18 protein-coding genes and 1 pseudogene are annotated in these 16,350 nt (G+C 64.8%); 8 read left to right on the top strand and 11 right to left on the bottom strand.

The features are described 5' to 3' along the window. The 4 genes from VN047_RS00165 to VN047_RS00150 all read left to right on the top strand — a co-directional run. On the top strand, positions 1 to 801 hold an 801-nt coding region (locus VN047_RS00165; RefSeq protein WP_422663635.1), incomplete at its 5' end, for a phage tail baseplate protein. Between the two features lie 17 nt (positions 802 to 818). Continuing rightward, on the top strand, positions 819 to 1,271 hold the full coding sequence (locus VN047_RS00160) for a DUF2793 domain-containing protein (RefSeq protein ID WP_325538887.1): 453 nt from the start codon (positions 819 to 821) through the stop codon (positions 1,269 to 1,271). Positions 1,272 to 1,401: 130 nt separating this feature from the next. Beyond that, on the top strand, positions 1,402 to 2,499 hold the full coding sequence (locus VN047_RS00155) for an OmpA family protein (protein ID WP_325538886.1): 1,098 nt from the start codon (positions 1,402 to 1,404) through the stop codon (positions 2,497 to 2,499). 232 nt (positions 2,500 to 2,731) lie between these two features. Then, on the top strand, positions 2,732 to 3,169 hold the full coding sequence (locus tag VN047_RS00150) for a biopolymer transporter ExbD (protein ID WP_325538885.1): 438 nt from the start codon (positions 2,732 to 2,734) through the stop codon (positions 3,167 to 3,169). 32 nt (positions 3,170 to 3,201) lie between these two features. Here the strand turns inward: VN047_RS00150 and VN047_RS00145 are convergent, their stop codons facing one another. From VN047_RS00145 to VN047_RS00135, 3 genes are all read right to left on the bottom strand, one after another. Further along, positions 3,202 to 3,738 (bottom strand): DUF1993 domain-containing protein, encoded by a 537-nt coding sequence (locus VN047_RS00145; RefSeq protein WP_325538884.1) that lies wholly within the window; start codon positions 3,736 to 3,738, stop codon positions 3,202 to 3,204. Between the two features lie 25 nt (positions 3,739 to 3,763). Continuing rightward, entirely contained in the window at positions 3,764 to 5,563 is a 1,800-nt protein-coding gene (locus VN047_RS00140) for an ABC transporter transmembrane domain-containing protein (RefSeq protein ID WP_325538883.1), read from the bottom strand. Positions 5,564 to 5,684: 121 nt separating this feature from the next. Then, positions 5,685 to 5,942 (bottom strand): YjhX family toxin, encoded by a 258-nt coding sequence (locus tag VN047_RS00135; RefSeq protein WP_325538882.1) that lies wholly within the window; start codon positions 5,940 to 5,942, stop codon positions 5,685 to 5,687. A gap of 270 nt (positions 5,943 to 6,212) precedes the next feature. Here VN047_RS00135 and VN047_RS00130 point away from each other — a divergent pair, with 270 nt between their 5' ends. Together VN047_RS00130 and VN047_RS00125 are read left to right on the top strand one after the other, a co-directional pair. Then, on the top strand, positions 6,213 to 7,433 hold the full coding sequence (locus tag VN047_RS00130; protein ID WP_325538881.1) for a polyhydroxyalkanoate depolymerase: 1,221 nt from the start codon (positions 6,213 to 6,215) through the stop codon (positions 7,431 to 7,433). 46 nt (positions 7,434 to 7,479) lie between these two features. Next, positions 7,480 to 7,794: a hypothetical protein gene (locus VN047_RS00125; protein WP_325538880.1), complete on the top strand. Its 315-nt coding sequence runs from the start codon at positions 7,480 to 7,482 to the stop codon at positions 7,792 to 7,794. A gap of 240 nt (positions 7,795 to 8,034) precedes the next feature. Here the strand turns inward: VN047_RS00125 and VN047_RS00120 are convergent, their stop codons facing one another. From VN047_RS00120 to VN047_RS00085, 8 genes are all read right to left on the bottom strand, one after another. Then, a complete protein-coding gene (locus VN047_RS00120) occupies positions 8,035 to 8,325 on the bottom strand; it encodes a putative quinol monooxygenase (protein ID WP_325538879.1) in 291 nt (96 codons plus the stop codon). A 16-nt stretch (positions 8,326 to 8,341) separates the two neighbouring features. Next, the gene (locus tag VN047_RS00115) at positions 8,342 to 8,938 is read right to left on the bottom strand and encodes a carboxymuconolactone decarboxylase family protein (protein ID WP_325538878.1); all 597 of its coding nucleotides are present in this window, start codon (positions 8,936 to 8,938) and stop codon (positions 8,342 to 8,344) included. 1 nt (position 8,939) lies between these two features. Beyond that, positions 8,940 to 10,121, bottom strand: a complete 1,182-nt coding sequence (locus VN047_RS00110) for an acetyl-CoA C-acyltransferase (protein WP_325538877.1) — start codon at positions 10,119 to 10,121, stop codon at positions 8,940 to 8,942. 63 nt (positions 10,122 to 10,184) lie between these two features. Continuing rightward, a complete protein-coding gene (locus tag VN047_RS00105; RefSeq protein WP_325538876.1) occupies positions 10,185 to 10,643 on the bottom strand; it encodes a MaoC family dehydratase in 459 nt (152 codons plus the stop codon). Positions 10,644 to 10,738: 95 nt separating this feature from the next. After that, on the bottom strand, positions 10,739 to 11,947 hold the full coding sequence (locus VN047_RS00100; protein ID WP_325538875.1) for a mechanosensitive ion channel family protein: 1,209 nt from the start codon (positions 11,945 to 11,947) through the stop codon (positions 10,739 to 10,741). Between the two features lie 33 nt (positions 11,948 to 11,980). After that, on the bottom strand, positions 11,981 to 12,991 hold the full coding sequence (locus VN047_RS00095) for a DNA topoisomerase IB (RefSeq protein ID WP_325538874.1): 1,011 nt from the start codon (positions 12,989 to 12,991) through the stop codon (positions 11,981 to 11,983). Between the two features lie 38 nt (positions 12,992 to 13,029). Beyond that, positions 13,030 to 14,412 carry a putative O-glycosylation ligase, exosortase A system-associated gene (locus tag VN047_RS00090; protein WP_325538873.1) on the bottom strand — a complete coding sequence of 461 codons (1,383 nt, stop codon included), beginning with the start codon at positions 14,410 to 14,412 and terminating at the stop codon, positions 13,030 to 13,032. After that, on the bottom strand, positions 14,405 to 14,569 hold the full coding sequence (locus tag VN047_RS00085; RefSeq protein ID WP_325538872.1) for a hypothetical protein: 165 nt from the start codon (positions 14,567 to 14,569) through the stop codon (positions 14,405 to 14,407). Before VN047_RS00085 ends, VN047_RS00090 begins: the two co-directional genes overlap by 8 nt. A gap of 65 nt (positions 14,570 to 14,634) precedes the next feature. On the opposite strand from VN047_RS00085, the gene VN047_RS00080 reads away from it, so the two are divergent. Both VN047_RS00080 and VN047_RS00075 read left to right on the top strand, forming a co-directional pair. Then, positions 14,635 to 15,840 carry a TIGR04063 family PEP-CTERM/XrtA system glycosyltransferase gene (locus VN047_RS00080; RefSeq protein WP_325538871.1) on the top strand — a complete coding sequence of 402 codons (1,206 nt, stop codon included), beginning with the start codon at positions 14,635 to 14,637 and terminating at the stop codon, positions 15,838 to 15,840. A gap of 32 nt (positions 15,841 to 15,872) precedes the next feature. Next, positions 15,873 to 16,350, top strand: a pseudogene (locus tag VN047_RS00075) (hypothetical protein); the annotation flags it as partial.

Genomic DNA, 16,350 nt, shown 5'->3' with positions numbered 1-16,350 from the left:
GATTGCTGGTTCGTACCCGCGCCGGGGGCCGAGCCCGTCCCGGTCGGCACGATCCGTCCGGCAGCAGCGCTGGGGCAACTGGCCGAGCCGCTGCCGGCGGGCAGCGATTGCCTGTTCGACCTTGCCCGTTCGGCGGTCGTGACATTGGCCAATTCCGCGATGACACTGGAAACGGTCGGCGATGCCGCGCTCCTCGGCGGCGCGAACCGCGCGATGATCGGTAATGAATTGCTGCAGTTCGGAACCGCCGAGTTGCTGGAGCCCGGTATCTGGCGGCTGTCGCGCCTGTTGCGGGGCCGTGCGGGGACTGCGGGCGACGTCGTCCATGCGTCGGGCGAAGCTTTCGTGCTGCTCGACGATGCGGCGCTGCTGATGCTTCCCGACGAACTTGCGCTTGTAGCCGAGAGCGGCGGAGCGGCGCTGCAATGGGCGCCGCGCGGCGGCACTGCGATGACCGGGATCGAGGTGCCGTCGGCGGCGCTGGCGTTGCGGCCGCTCTCGCCCGTTCACGGCCGGGTGCGACCGGAGGGCGCAGGCGGTGTGATCGCCAGCTGGCTGCGGCGCAGCCGTGTCGATGCCGGCTGGCGCGATCATGTCGACCAGCCGCCGGGCGAAAGCCGGGAAAGGTGGCGCATTGCGTTGTTGCCACCAGTTGCGGGTGTGGGGCCGTGGGAAAGCGCGTCGCCGGTTCTGGGCATCGACGCGTCCGAAATGGCGGCGCTGCCCGCCGGGTGCACGCTGTCGATCCGCCAGGTCGGAGATTTCGCTCTCTCCGAGCCCCTTTTCCTGCCCCTACCCTGATCGAAGAGGATTGAATCATGACCGATTTGCCGATCACGCCGCGGTTTGCGTTGCCGTTACTTGCCGTGTCGCAGGCGCAGAAGGAAATAACGCATAATGAGGCGCTGACCCTGCTCGATGCGCTGGTTCATCCGGCGGTCGAGGCGGGGCCGCTTGTCGAGCCGCCGCTGGTCCCCGCCGAGGGCCAGTGCTGGATCGTCGGCGCGGCTGCGGCGGGCGCATGGGCGGGGCAGGGGCAGGCGATCGCAATCTGGACTGCGGGAGGCTGGAGATTCGCCACGCCGCGCAGCGGCACCGCGGTGACCCGGATATCGGATGGAGCGCGGCTGCTGTTCGACGGAGAAAACTGGCTGGAACCGGCAACTGTCGCGGCCCCTTCAGGCGGGTCGACAATCGATTCCGAGGCGCGTACGGCAATCACGGCATTGATCCTGCACTTCGAGACGCAGGGTCTTATGATTTCAGGCTGAATTTCCGCACATTGACCTTCGAAGTGCGACTTTTTGGCAACAGATTGACGATTTGTTAGCTTGCACGGAACCAAAGCGGCGAGTAGGACGTCTGCCGAGACGTATATCTCAAATTGAAAGGGGAATTACTATGAGGAAGCTTGCCGTCGCTGTGGCGTTGGCCTCCACCACCCTGGCGTCGCCTGTTCTGGCGCGCGACAACTCCTGGTATGTTGGTGTCGGTGCTGGCGCAATGCTCGTCGAAGACATGGATCTCGATATCGGTGCTATCGGCAATGCCGGTACGCTCGATCATCGCGCTGGCTATGACGTCGAAGGCACCGTCGGTTACGACTTCGGTGGTTTCCGCGCGGAAGTCGAAGTCGGCTATCGCGAAGCCGACATCAAGTCGGGCACCTTCTCTGCTCCGGGTATCCCGCAGTCGGCTAACGGCGCTGGTACGCTCGCAACCGGTTCGGTTCCGCTGAACGGCGATTCGAACGTCCTGAGCTTCATGGCCAACGGCCTGCTCGATTTCGGTGACGACGACGGCCTGCAGGGCTTTATCGGCGGTGGTGCCGGTGTTGCCCGCGTATCGGTCGCACCCGTCTATGCCGGTCCGTTCCTTGACGATTCGGACACGGGCTTCGCTTGGCAGGCGATCGCCGGTATCCGCGCTCCGCTCAGCAGCAACTGGGATGTCGGCCTGAAGTATCGCTTCTTCAACGTCAACAACCTGGACCTGGTCGACCAGATCGGTCGCGACGTTTCGACGCGCTTCCGTTCGCACTCGATCCTCGGCACGCTGACGTACAACTTCGGTGGCGCTCCGGAGCCGGTCGTTGCACCGCCCCCGCCGCCCCCGCCGCCTCCGCCGCCCCCGCCGGTCGTGGAATGCGCACCTGGGCCGTACATCGTGTACTTCGACTGGGATCAGTCGAACATCACGCCGGAAGCGGCTTCGACGCTCGACAACGCCATCAGCGCCTACAACCGTGGTTGCACGGGTACGCAGGTCATGCTCGCCGGTCACGCCGACCGTTCGGGTTCGGCCAAGTACAACGTCGGCCTGTCGGAACGTCGCAACACTGCAGTTCGCAGCTACCTGACCGCTCGCGGTATCTCGGATGGCTCGATCAGCGCGCAGGCGTTCGGCGAAACCCGTCCGGCCGTTGCGACCGCCGATGGCGTCCGCAACGACCAGAACCGTCGCGTGGAAATCACTTACGGTCCGAACTCGGGCATGTAAGACCGGTTTCCATCCCCGACGGGGACTGGAAGAAAAAGAGGGGCGGTACCGAAAGGTGCCGCCCTTTCTTTATGCGGGTTTTGCGCAGCCGGGCGCCATGCCATTTTCCTCTTGTCTTGCTTATATTATGATATACCATAACTAAATGGCGCGAGATGACCTTGTGCCGTTGATGCGGGGAAGGGCGCCCGTCGATCGAACGCGGCGCTTCTCCCCGAGCGGGAGAGAGACGATGCGCAAACGCAGCATGTTCCATCGCAGCATTTTTCGTGCGGACCCCAATGGCGATCCCGACATCAACACCACGCCGCTGATCGACGTCATGCTGGTGATGCTGGTGATGTTCATCATCACCATCCCGCCGCCCACGCACAGCGTCGATGTGACGCTGCCCGCCGGGCCGCCTCCGAACACGGCGGTGCTTGACGAAAATCGCGTAACGATCGACACGGCCAATGTGATCCGGTGGAACGACGAGGCGGTCGATCTTGCCGAACTCGGCCTGCTGGTAAAGCAGGCGGCCGGGCGCCCCGAGCCGGCCGCGATCCTGCTCGAACCCGACGCCCGGGCGCGCTATCTGCGTGTCGATGAAGCAATCGGGGCGATCCGCCGCAACGGCGGGTCGAAGCTCGGCTTTCCGGGCATCCAGAATTACGCCAGCCTGATCTGACCCTGGATCCGATCCGGGTTGCCTTGCCCGCGTCAGCCGGCAGGCGCCGTCCCGGGACGCAGATAGCGCATCATGTAGCTAACATAGTCAGCCTTGCCGAGCGGGACGCCCATGTGGCGCAGGATGCCGTAGGCGGCCATCCGGTGGAAGGCGAATTGCGGCTGCGCCCAGTCGCGGACATATTCGAAGGCGTTCATGTCGAAGACCATGCCGTTGGGCAATTCGAAGCTGACCGCGCGGCCGATGTCGTTGCCGAGCGTGGCAGGGTCGACGTCGCCCAGAAAAGCGAGCGCCGTGGCGATCTGTTCCTGCATCCCCGCGAAGTCGGTCGCATCCTCGGCGAAATCCGGAGTCGCCATACCGCCGAGGCGCGTCAGCGGCTGAAGCGCCTGTACGCACGAAAACCGGACCTGCGATGCGAGCGGGAACATGTCGGGCGCGAGCCGTGCGACCGCGAACTGCAATTCGCCGATACCGTTGCCGGTGCCCCAGACGAGCGCGCGCGACAGCTCGCCCGACAGCGCTTTCAGGCCATTCTGACAGGCTGGTACGGTCAGGTCGTAGAGCATCGTTTTTCCTCGGGGTTGGGCGGCGTCAGGCCGCGGCGAGATTGTCCTGGAACTGGAGCCGCGCGAGGCGGGCGTAGAGGCCATCGGCGGCGACGAGATCGTCGTGCCTGCCCTCTTCGACGATGCGGCCGTCGTCCATCACGATGATGCGGTCGGCGGCGCGGACGGTCGCGAGCCGGTGCGCGATGACGATCGTCGTACGGTCGGCCATCAGCGTTTCGAGTGCGTCCTGCACCAGCTTTTCGGATTCGGCATCGAGCGCCGATGTCGCCTCGTCGAGCAGGAGCAGCGGCGCGCGGCGGAGCAGAGCGCGCGCGATCGCGACGCGCTGGCGCTGACCGCCTGACAGGCGCGCGCCGCCTTCGCCCATGAAGGTGTCGAGGCCCTGCGGAAGCTTGCGCAAGAACTCTTCGGCATTGGCGGCGCGTGCGGCCGTCCATAGTTCCTCGTCGGTGGCATCCCAATTGCCGTAACGCAGATTGTCGCGCGCCGAGGCGGCGAAGATCACCGTTTCCTGCGGCACCATCGCGATACGCGCGCGGATGTCGGCGGGATCGGCCTCGGTTAGCGGGATGCCGTCGAGGAGGATCTGCCCGCCTTGCGGATCGTAAAAGCGCTCGGCAAGCTGGAACAGCGTCGACTTGCCGGCGCCCGAAGGGCCGACGATCGCAACCGTCTCGCGCGGGCGGATGGCGAGCGAGAAATCATGTAGCGCCGGAGCGTCGGGGCGGGTCGGATAGTGAAATTCGACATGGTCGAAGTCGAGCGTGCCGACGGGCGTTTCGGGAAAGACGCGCGGGTTCGCGGGCGGTGCGATGCTCGCCTCGGCGTTGAGCAGTTCGCTCAATCGCTCGGCTGCACCGGCCGCGCGGAGCAGGTCGCCATAGACTTCGGTGAGCGCGCCGAATGCGCCCGCGACGAGACCGCCGGTGAGGACGAAGGCGGCGATCGTGCCGCCGGTGATCGTGCCGGCCGCAACGCCCTCGGCGCCGTACCAGAGCAGGGTCGTGATCGCGCCGAACAGCAAGCCGATCACCGTCGCGGTGATGATCGCGCGGAGCCGGATGCGACGCTTGGCGGTCGCGAAATTGGCCTCGACCGCGGCGGCGAAACGGGCGGCCTCGCGCGCTTCCTGACCGAATGCCTGCACGATCTTCATCGCGCCCATCTGTTCGGCGGTGGTCGCGCCGATGTCGGCGACACGGTCCTGACTGGTGCGCGATACGTTCTGGAGCCGGCGGCCGAGCAACACGATCGGGAGGATGATGACGGGGATGCCGAGCAATATGCCCGCGGTAAGCTTGGGGGAGAGGCTGAACAGATAGATGATGCCGCCGATGCCCATCACGGTGTTGCGGAGCGCGACCGAGACGGTGGTGCCGACCACCTGCTCGATGATCGCGGTATCCGACGTCATGCGCGAGGCGATTTCGGACGGACGGTTCTCCTCGAAAAAACCGGGGGCGAGGCCCAAGAGGTTGCGCTGTACCGCCTGGCGGATGTCGGCGACGGTGCGTTCGCCGAGCCAGCTGACGAAATAGAAACGCAGCGCGGTCGCGAGGGCGAGCGCGACACATATGGCGTAGAAGAGGCGGAAATGCGGGGCGACGTCCCCGCCGCCGGCGATGAAGCCGCTGTCGATCATTGCCTTGAACTGGTAGGGGATAGCGAGCGTCGCGAGTGCGGCAATCCCCAGTGCGATTCCGGCAATCACCAGCTGCAACGGATAGCGGCTGGCATAGTGCCACACCATGCGCAGGCTGCCGAGCTTGCGGCGGGGCGCGGCGGTCGCTTGCGCGGCGGAAGGATCGGGTTGGCTGGCCATCGCATCGGCCCTAGCAGCGGCGCGACCCGCGCTCAACGATCCAGAATGCGGCCCGGCTTCAAATGCTGTGAAGCCGGGCTGCATGCCAGGAGCGCGGCGGCAGGCGCCGCGCTCCCTTGTCTCAACGATTGTCGGGTTGCGCGCGCACGGCGCGAAGCCCCGCCTGCGTGATGCGGTACGGGGCACCGCCGTGCGAGCCGATGAAGCCGCGCCGCCGCAGCCGGTTGAACAGCGCGAGGCCGGTGTTCGCGAGGACGAAGCCATCGCGCGTGAAGCAAAGCGCTTCGACGATATGGCCGGTTTCGTCGCGGCGATGGCGGATCATGCCGCCTTGCGCCAGCACATGGAGCATATGCTGCTCCGCTTTCGAGATATTCATGGGATATGTCCGGAATGACAAGCAACAACGGCGCGCGAACCCGTTGGTCCGCGCGCTGCGCACATCCCGTTTTCGCCGGGATGTTAGCGGTTGCCCGCAATCTCGGACATAGTCACTCCATTGGACGCATCAGGCGCCGCGGGGCAGGATATGGACAAAAGTCGCGCCTCGCAATCATTTTTGATGCATTGCACAATGGGGCGGAAGCCCTAGACTGCCCCCGACGAACAGGCGCCCCGAGAGCGCCGGGGCTGCAAGGAACGTTTTTATATGCTGTATCACGCCTTTGAAATGCAGAAGAACTGGCTCGCGGGGGCGAGCGCACTGGCGACCGCGGGCGCGCAGGTGATGCAGCATCCCGCGAACCCGCTCGGCTATTTCGGCGGCAGTCCGATGTTCGCCTCGGCGCTCGAAGTATTCGCACACGCGTCGGCGCCGCGCGGCAAGCCGGGGTTCGAACTGTACGAGACCGTCGTTGATGGCGAGACGGTGCGCGTCGCCGAGGCGATCGAGGCGCGCAAGCCCTTTGGCCAGCTCAAGCATTTCAAGCACAAGGGAACGAAAGACGCGCCCAGGCTGCTGATCGTCGCGCCGATGTCGGGCCATTATGCGACGCTGCTGCGCGGCACGGTCGAGCGCATGCTGCCCGGCCATGACGTCTGGATCACCGACTGGCGCGACGCGCGCAACGTGCCGCTGGAGGCGGGCCGGTTCGACCTCGACGACTATGTCGATTATCTGATTTCGTGGCTCGAGCATATCGGTCCGGGTGCGCATGTGCTCGCGGTGTGCCAGCCGTCGGTACCGAGCCTCGCCGCCGCGGCCGTCATGGCGGCGAGCAAGAACAAGTGCCGGCCGAAGACGCTGACGATGATGGGCGGCCCGATCGACACGCGCAAGGCGCCGACCGCGGTCAACGAGCATGCCACGACACGTCCCTATGCCTGGTTCCAGGAAAATGTGATCGCGACCGTTCCGGCCTATTATCCGGGCGCGGGGCGCCGCGTCTATCCGGGCTTCCTGCAGCTTGCCGGCTTCATGTCGATGAACCTTGGCAATCATATGATGAGCCATTGGGAGATGTTCAAACATCTGGTCGACGGCGACGGCGAAGGGGCTGACAAGACCAAGGAATTCTATGACGAATATCGCGCGGTGTGCGACATGACGTCCGAATTCTATCTGCAGACGGTCGATGTCGTGTTCCAGCGCCACCTGCTGCCCAAGGGCGAGATGATGCACCGCGGCCAGCCGGTCGACGTCGGCGCGATCGAGGATATCGCGATCCTCGCGATCGAGGGCGAACGCGACGATATTTCGGGGATCGGGCAGACCAAGGCAGCGCTGACCATCGCGAAATCGCTGCCCGCCGAAAAGAAGAAATATCTGATGGCAAAGGGCGTCGGCCATTATGGCATCTTCAACGGCCGCAAATGGCGCGAGGAAATCGCGCCGGTGGTCGAAAAATGGATCCGCGCCAACGGAGGTTGATGCGAGGCGCAGCCTGGCGGGCCCCAATATGACGGGAGCGAAGAGCATGACGACCCTGTTGCCGCTACGCATTATCGCCACCGCGAGCCTGTCGCTGGCCACCGGGGCGTCGGCGATCGCCGCCCTGCCGCCCAATCATCAGCGCGCACGCGAGATCACCGCCATCCTCGAGAGCCGCGAAGTGCAGGAGGTGCTGCGCGGCGCACCGATCGATTCGATCGCGTGGATCGGTGTCGATCGCTATATGGTGAAGGGCGAAAGGTGCGGCGCCGAGGTGAAGATCGTCGATACGAGCCAGCGCGGCGACCCGCCGGGGCCTCGTAAATTCCGGCTCAACGTCAAGAAGCCGGTTTGCAGATAGGCACGTATTCAGCGGTGCCGGGGCGCGGGCTCCGTGGCTATGAGACAGAGCGTTCGGGGTGGGATGCGGACGTTAGTTCACGCCCCGCTTTCGTCATCCCGGGCCTGACCCGGACCCCGCTTTTCTCACGCAACGGTTCCAGGCGAGACCCCGGATCAAGTCCGGGGTGACGATGAGAGACAAGAAAGCTTCCTGTCGCAACCGGTCGGTCCCGCCTTTGCCGAACGAGCCAGCCGGCGGTCAGGCCGCGGCCAGCGTTTCGATTTCGGGGGCGCCGGCAAGACAGGGGCCGAGGCGCGCGCCGATGCTGCGGAAATGATCGGACGCGCGGTGGGCATCGAGCGCGGCCTGATCGTCGTAGCATTCGAGCACCTTGTAGACGCCGGTCTCGCCCGTCCGGAACAGACGATAATAGCTGTTGCCGGGCTCGTGCGCATTCACGGCGCCCGCCAGTTCGCCAAAGACGCCTTCGAATTCCGCTTCCTTGCCGGGCTGCACGCGCAACGTGGCGATCACTCCGATGGCACTCATGTCATTCTCCCGTTGATCAGCGCTTCAGGTCGGGGTCGACGGTCCAGCCGTCTTCGACCTGGATGCCGAAGCTGTTCAATATCATCGAAACTTGCGTGTACTGGCCGACAGTCATAACGAGGTCCATGCGGCCCTTGTCGCCGAGCGGGGCAAGCGCAGCCCATGTCGTGTCGCTTACGAAATGGTCGGCGGTCAGCTCGTCGGTCGCACGGAGCATCGCACGGTCGAGCTCGTTCCAGCCGTCCGCGTCCGGGCCGGCCTTGATGCGCGCGATCTCGTCTTCGCTGAGGCCGCAGTCGAGGCCGATACGTTTGTGCTGGGTCCATTCATAACCCGAGCGGCAATTGTAGCCGGTGCGCAGGATGACCAACTCGCGGTCGCGGGGTGAAAGCGCATTACGCTTCGAAAGAATGTAGCTGCCCCAGCCGAGAAAGGCCGTCAGCGCCTTGGGCGCATGGGCAAGGGTACGGAAGATGTTTAGAATCTTGCCGCCCCCGACCTTGCCGCCCTGACCGTCGGGGCCGGCGACAAGGAAGGGTTCGAGCGCGGCGCGCTGTTCGGCATCGAGCCGGCCCAAATCGACCGGCTCGATACGCGGTTTGCTCAGCCGCAAATCAGAAGACCTCGAACAGGCCTGCTGCGCCCTGGCCACCACCGATGCACATGGTGACGACGGCATATTTCACGCCGCGGCGCTTGCCTTCGATCAGCGCGTGGCCGACGCAGCGCGCGCCGGTCATGCCGAAGGGGTGGCCGATCGAGATCGAGCCGCCGTTGACGTTAAGCAGCTCGTTCGGGATGCCGAGCTGGTCGCGGCAGTAGAGGACCTGCACGGCAAAGGCTTCGTTGAGTTCCCAGAGGCCGATATCGTCCATCTTGAGCTCGAAGCGTTCGAGCAGCTTGGGGATCGCGAAGACGGGACCGATGCCCATTTCGTCGGGCTCGGTGCCCGCGACCGCCATGCCGACATAGCGGCCAAGCGGCTGGAGGCCCTTCTTTTCGGCGACCTTCGCTTCCATCACGACGCATGCCGACGCGCCGTCGGCGAGCTGGCTGGCGTTGCCCGCGGTGATCGTGTGGCCTTCACCCATCACCGGCTTCAGGCTCGCGAGTCCTTCGAGCGTCGTGTCGGGGCGGTTGCACTCGTCCTTGTCGGCGACGACATCCTTGAAGCTGACTTCCTTGGTTTCCTTGTTCATCACCGCCATGGTCGCGTTGCAGGCGACGATCTCGTCGTCATATTTGCCCGCGGCCTGCGCGGCGGCGGTGCGCTGCTGCGACTGGAGCGAATATTCGTCCTGTGCTTCGCGGCTGATGTTGTAGCGCTTCGCGACGACCTCGGCGGTGCCGATCATCGGCATATAGGTGTCCTTGTGCATCGCGATCAGTTCGGCGTCGGTTTCGATGAACACCTTGCCGCTGCCGCTGACCTTCGAGATCGACTCGATGCCGCCGGCAACCGCAATGTCCTGACGGTCGACGATGATCTGCTTCGCGGCGGTCGCGATCGTCATCAGGCCCGACGAGCACTGGCGGTCGATCGACATGCCGGGGACGGTGACGGGCAGCCCCGAGCGCAGCGCGATCAGGCGCGCGACGTTCATCGTCTGCGACCCCTGCTGCATCGCGGCGCCGAAAACGACGTCGTCGATCTCGCCGCCTTCGACACCGGCGCGCTCGACCGCGGCGCGAACGGCATGGGCGCCCAAGGTCGGGGCGAGCGTGTTGTTGAACGAGCCGCGCGCCGCCTTGGTCAGCGGGGTGCGGGCGGTGGAAACGATGACGGCGTCACGCATGATAGAGGTCCTTCTGCTTGGTTCCGGTTTTCTTTTCGGGGGAGGTCGGCCGGATATGTCCGATCAGACGAAAAACTGGCTGATCCATTCGGCGATCAGCGCCGGCTTTTCCTCGCCCTCGATTTCGATCGTCACTTCGTTGGTCTGTTGCCACTGGCCGGGGCGCTTTTCGTCGAGTTCGAGCAGCTTCACATGGCTGCGGACGCGCTTGCCCGAGCGGACCGGGGCGAGGAAACGAACCTTGTTGCCGCCATAGTTGACGCCCATCTTGATGCCTTCGATCCGCGGACCGTCGGTGCGCGCGCCGAGCATCGGGATCAGCGACAGCGTCAGGAAGCCGTGCGCGATCGTACCGCCGAACGGCGTCAGCTTCGCCTTTTCCTCGTCGATATGGATGAACTGATGGTCGCCCGTCGCGTCGGCGAACTTGTTGATCATGTCCTGATCGACGAGCACCCATTCGGAGGTGCCGATCTGCTGCCCGACCTTGGTCTGCAGTTCCTGCGGCGTGATGGTGGCCATGTTTCATCCCCTCAAATTGCTGGTTCGGGGCGCGTTCTAGGCCGCTCTTGCCGCGTTGCACAAGAGCCAAGCCCCGCACCCGCGGCGCCGTAGCGTCAGCCGGGCTTCGCTGCCTTTGCCGCCGTCGCTCTCGGCTTCGGAGACTCGGGATAGGGCATGATCATCGTCCCGTCGGGCGCCGCCGTAAAGGTCGTCTGCGTCGGATAGGCGAATTCATATCCGGCCTTCGCCATCGCCTCGAACAGCCGGATCGCGACCTCGGTCCGCGCCGCGATCACGACGTCATATTCGTCGCTGAAGACGTCGAACAGCAGTTCGAAGTCGAGGCTCGACGGCCCGAAGGTCAGGAAGCTCGAGCGGATGAATTCCTGCCCTGCGGCGGTCACCTGTTCTTCGAGCAGCGCGGGCAGATCGCGGAGCATTTCGGGCGTGGTCTGATAGATGACGCCGATCGTGAAGGTCACCCGGCGGCGGTGGAGATGCGCGAAGTTGGTGATTTCCTTCGCAAGCAGATTGGTGTTCGAGATGACGAGCAGCTCTCCGTTGACCGAGCGCAGGCGCGTGCTCTTGAGCCCGATACGTTCGACCGTCGCGGTGCTGGTGTCGTACTTGATCGTCTCGCCGACGCGGAATGGCCGGTCGAAGATGATCGACAGCGAGGCGAAGAGGTCAGAAAAGATGCCCTGCGCGGCAAGGCCGATCGCGATGCCGCCGATGCCGAGACCGGCGATCAGGCCGGTGACGTTGACCCCCATATTGTCGAGGATGACGATCGTCGCGATCGCGAACAGCGCGACGCTGATCAGCAGGCGGATGATGCCCATCGCGTTGCTGAGGGTTTCGTTGTTCCCCTCGGCAGCGCGGCGCTGGATCAGGCCGAGGACGATCTCGCGCGCCCAGATCGCGACTTGCAGGACGACCGCTATGGTGAAGATGAACTGGACGGTCTGCATGATGACCGCGGGCGGCTGCGCATAGCCGGCGACCAAGCGGATCGCGATGATCGCGAGGACCGCGGACTTGGTCTTGTGGATCACACGCCCGGCAATGTGGGTAAGCGAGAGGTCGCCTTCGGCCGATTGTGCGTGCTTGAGCGCGAAGGTGCGAACCATCGACAGGACGAAATAGATCAGAAGACCGATGCCGATCGCGACTCCGATCTGCAACCAGTGGGTGTTCACCCACGCGACGCTCATGTCCCAATAGCGCTGGAGGTCGTCGAGCGGGTTGGTCGCGGGCGATCGCTTTGCGGGCGCGGTCTTGGCGGCGGCGGTGGTCGCGGCGGCGAGCAAGGAGAAGGTCATGCAGGGGTCCTTCAGGGGTCCTCTATGGTCGGATCAGGCGGATTGAAGCAGCACCGCGGCCGCGGGCGCCTGCTCCAGATAGGTCAAAAATCCGCGTTCGTAACGCGAAAGATAGCGCGTTGCGCGCGGCAGATTTCCTGTCGCTGCGGAAAAGTTTTCGCGTGCCTGCGCCGCGGCAAGCATCGCGGGGTGGACATAGGCCTTGCGCGCAATCGCAGGGGTGTTGCCGAGGCGGTCCGCCACATGTTCGAGCATCGCTTTCAGGGTGGGCGGTTCGGGTGCGTCGTAGAGAAAGGCGAACGCCTCGACGCTCGCCGACCAGGTGCGGAAATGCTTGGCGCTGAAGTCGCCGCCCGTCGCCTCGCGGATATAGGCGTTCACGTCGCTCGATCCGACGGTGCAGAAGCCGCTGTCATCTTCATATTGGAACAGATTCTGGCCGGGCAGATCCTGCAATCGCCTCACGAGCGTCGTCAGGCTGCGGTCGCTGATCGCCACCTCGCGCTTCGCGCCACCCTTGGCGACATATTTGAGGCGAAGCGTCTGGCCCGACAATGTCGCGTGGCGCTGGCGCAGCGTTGTCGCGCCGAAGCTCTTGTTCGCCGCGACATATTGCTCATTGCCGATCCGCAGCGCGGCGAGGTCGAGCAGGCGCACGACCGCCGCGACGACGCGTTCGGAACAGAGTGTCCTGCGATTGAGGTCGTCGGACAGCCGCGCGCGCAGCAACGGGAGCGCATGGCCAAAGGCGGCGCAGCGATCATATTTGTCCGCCTCACGCGCCATCCGGAAATCGGGATGATAGCGATATTGCTTGCGCCCGCGTGCGTCATATCCCGTCGCGAGGATATGCCCGTTCGGTGCGGGGCAGAACCATGCGTCTTCGTAAGCGGGCGGTAGCGCGATCGCGTTGAGGCGGTCGATTTCCTCGCGGTCGCGGATGACCTTTCCCTTGGCGTCGCGGTATCGCCATCCGACGCCGGAGCGGGTACGGCTGATGCCGGGCAGGCTGTCATCGACATGGACAAGACGCGTGGCGGACATGGAGCAATAGCGCCCCGAGCCGCCCGATGGTTCCGCGTTCAGCCCGCGCCGGGCGCCGGATGGCGCGCCGGAACCTGTGCCGGTCGCGCGGTGAGCGACCGCCAGCCGGATTCCTGTTCGCGGCGGCGGATATAGGTCGACAGCCCCATTTCGAGCGCGAGCATCATGTAGATGAACGGCTGGAAAGCGATGCCCACGAACAGCGATCCGACCATATAGGTGACATGGCCATGCTGGAGGGCGGTCGCGAGCGGCGCGATCCATTGTTCCTCGGCACGCCGGGTCTTGAGGTAGCGGCGGCGCAATTGTTCCATCCGCACCAGCCCGGCAATATGGAGGAACAGCCAGAGCGCGAGCCCCGGATAGCCCTGTTCGCCGAGCATTTCGAAATAGCTCGAGTGATAGGCGCGCGAATGCTCCTCATAGACCATGGCCTGCGCATTTTGCGGTGCCGCGGGGTCATATTCGCTCGCCGCCTTTTCGACCCGAACGCTGTTCTGGATATAGGCTTCGAAGCCCCCGCCGAACGGGTGCTCCTTCGCATAGTCCCACGTCCACATCCACACCGCGACGCGCGTCGATGCCGACTGGTCGGACTTGTGGTCGCGGATCGTTTCCATGCGTTCGGTGAAGCTTTGCGGGAGGAAGGGGACTGCCGCGAGGGCGAGCAGCCCCGCGCCGGCGATATAGAGGAAGCGGTGCTTTACCGCGCGGAGCGACAGGATTGCGAGAACCGCGAGGCAGACGAGCCCCGTCCGCGCCTGTGTCCCGACGGGGAGCAGCATGCACGCGAAACACAGCGCGAAACAGAAGAGCGAGACGCGCCAGTCGGGCGGGAAGATCGTGCCGTGGTTCCGGTACCAGAGGATCAGCGGGATGATCGCGATGCCGACGGTCGACATGATCGACCCTTCGTACAGGCCGTAATTCTCGTTGAGCAGGAGCTGCAGCTGGCCATAGCCGCCGCCGCCCGCCGCGGTCTTGATCCCGCCTGCGATCGCAATCGACGCGGCAGAGAGCAGCATGATCAGGATCAGCGATTCGATGCGCAGCTTCGTCCGCAGGGTCAGCGGCAGAAAGATCGCCCAGACGAGCGCTTTCCAGACCCAGCTCCACTTGTCGGCCGCCTCGACCGGGAAGTCGGCGTTCACCGTCGTCATCCAGCAATAGAGGAGGATGGCCATGAGCAGGAACTGCCGCCCCGACCAGCGAGTATCGCGTTTGTCGTCGACCGCGAGCCAGCCCACGATCGCAAGCCCGAAGACGATCAGCGAGATCGGGATCGAGTTGATGAGGAAATAGCTGAGCCGCTGCGGCGCGACGATGTCGATGTAGCAGAAGCACAGCACGAACAGGAACGGCTTGCGAAAGCCGACCCCGATGAACGCGAACAGGAAGGCGATGAACGCGATGTCACGCATCGGTGCGGGCATCCTCCGCGGCGCGCTCGGCGTCGCGACGCTGCTGCCACAGCTGGCGCGGGCTGACCTCGCGGTCGAGATCGTCGCGATAGAGCAGGCGCCAGAGCGCAATCGCCATCAGGACGTGCGTCAAGCCTATGGAGAAATTGTCGACCATGTCCGCTCCCGCTACGCGATCGGGGTTGACGCCGCGTTAAGGCTTGTATGTCAGTGCACTGGCCCATGACACGCATCCTGCACGTCCTCGATCATAGCTTGCCGACGCACAGCGGCTACACCTTTCGCACGCGCGCGCTGATGAAGGCGCAGGTGTTGAAGGGGTGGGAGGTCGCGGGGGTCACCGGCGTACGGCATCCCGAACCCGGACCGGATGTCGAGACGGTCGACGGGCTGACCTTCTACCGCACCCCGCCGATCGCGCCGGCAAGGTCGCCGATCCGCGAATGGCGCGAAATCGGCGCGCTGGCGAAGCGCGTCGAGGCGCTGGCGAAGGAATGGAAGCCCGATGTGCTGCACGCGCATTCGCCGGTGCTCGACGGGATTGCCGCGCTGCGAGTCGGAAAAAAGCTGGGCATTCCTGTCATCTATGAAATTCGCGCCTTCTGGGAGGACGCGTCGGTAGGCAACGGCACCGGGCGCGAAGGCAGCTTGCGGTACCGGCTGACCAAACAGCTCGAAACCCATGCGGTGAAGGCGGCCGATGCGGTCGCGGTGATCTGCGAAGGGCTACGCCGCGACCTGATCGCGCGCGGAATCGACGCGGACAAGATCACCGTGTCGCCCAACGGCGTCGACCTCGACCTGTTCGGCGATCCGCCGCCGCGCGACGATGCGCTCGCCGAAACGCTCGATCTTGCCGCCGACGATGCGGTGATCGGCTACATCGGCAGCTTTTACGACTATGAGGGGATCGACGATCTGATCGCCGCGATACCGGCGCTGGTAGCCGCGCAGCCCAAGGCGCGGCTGCTGCTCGTCGGCGGTGGACCGATGGAGGCGGCGCTGAAGGCGCAGGCTGCGGCTTCGCCCGCAGCGCCGCATATCCATTTCGTCGGCCGCGTGCCGCACGAAGAGGTCGAGCGCTATTATTCGCTGATCGATATCCTCGCCTATCCACGCAAGAAGATGAGGCTCACGGACCTTGTCACACCGCTCAAACCGCTCGAGGCGATGGCGCAGGGCAAGCTTGTCGCGGCATCCGACGTCGGCGGCCACCGCGAACTGATCGAGGACGGAGTGACGGGTACGTTGTTCGCACCCGACGATCCCGCCGCGATTGCCGACGCGCTCGCCAAGCTGCTGGAAAATCGCGGGATGTGGTCCGAGCGCCGACGGGTCGCACGTATCTTTGTCGAAAGTCATCGTAACTGGTCATCAAACATTTTACGTTACGAGCCGGTTTACCAGCGATTGCTGCGCGGCACCTGACCGCTGTTGCCGCGTAATGGAAGAGTGGCCCGATGGGCCGACGGATTTGGGACGATATGGAAGAGACCAGCGATAATCCCGCCAAGCCCGGATGGACCCGGTTCCTGCGCGTGCTGAAGCCTGCGCTTCCGGCCGTTATCGGCGCGGCGGCGCTGATCTTCCTGTTCGCCGCGGTGATGCCCTTCGCATGGGTCGCGGCGATCAGCTGGAACCTCTATCTCGACCGGCTGTCCGATTTCTTCGTGCCGCCGGTCGGCAACGGCGGCCGACTGGCGCTGGCGCTGGGCATGGCTGCGGTAGCGGCGGTCCTCGCGGGTTTTATCGCGCTGCTGATCGCACGGCCCGAGGCGGCTGGCCTGTCGTCGCTGCGCCGCCGCTTTCGCTCTTCATCCGGTACAATCGACGATGACGACAGCGAAGAGATTCTGACGCGCCGCCGCCGGGTCGACCTGCATCCCGACGACGCGCCGCGTCCGCCGATCCGCGCGGGGCGCGATCTGCCTGCGGGCG

Source organism: Sphingopyxis sp., assembly GCF_035565275.1.
In the GTDB taxonomy this organism is placed as follows: domain Bacteria; phylum Pseudomonadota; class Alphaproteobacteria; order Sphingomonadales; family Sphingomonadaceae; genus Sphingopyxis.
Note: the sequence above shows the minus strand (reverse complement) of the source record. Positions and strands in the feature narration are given on the sequence as shown.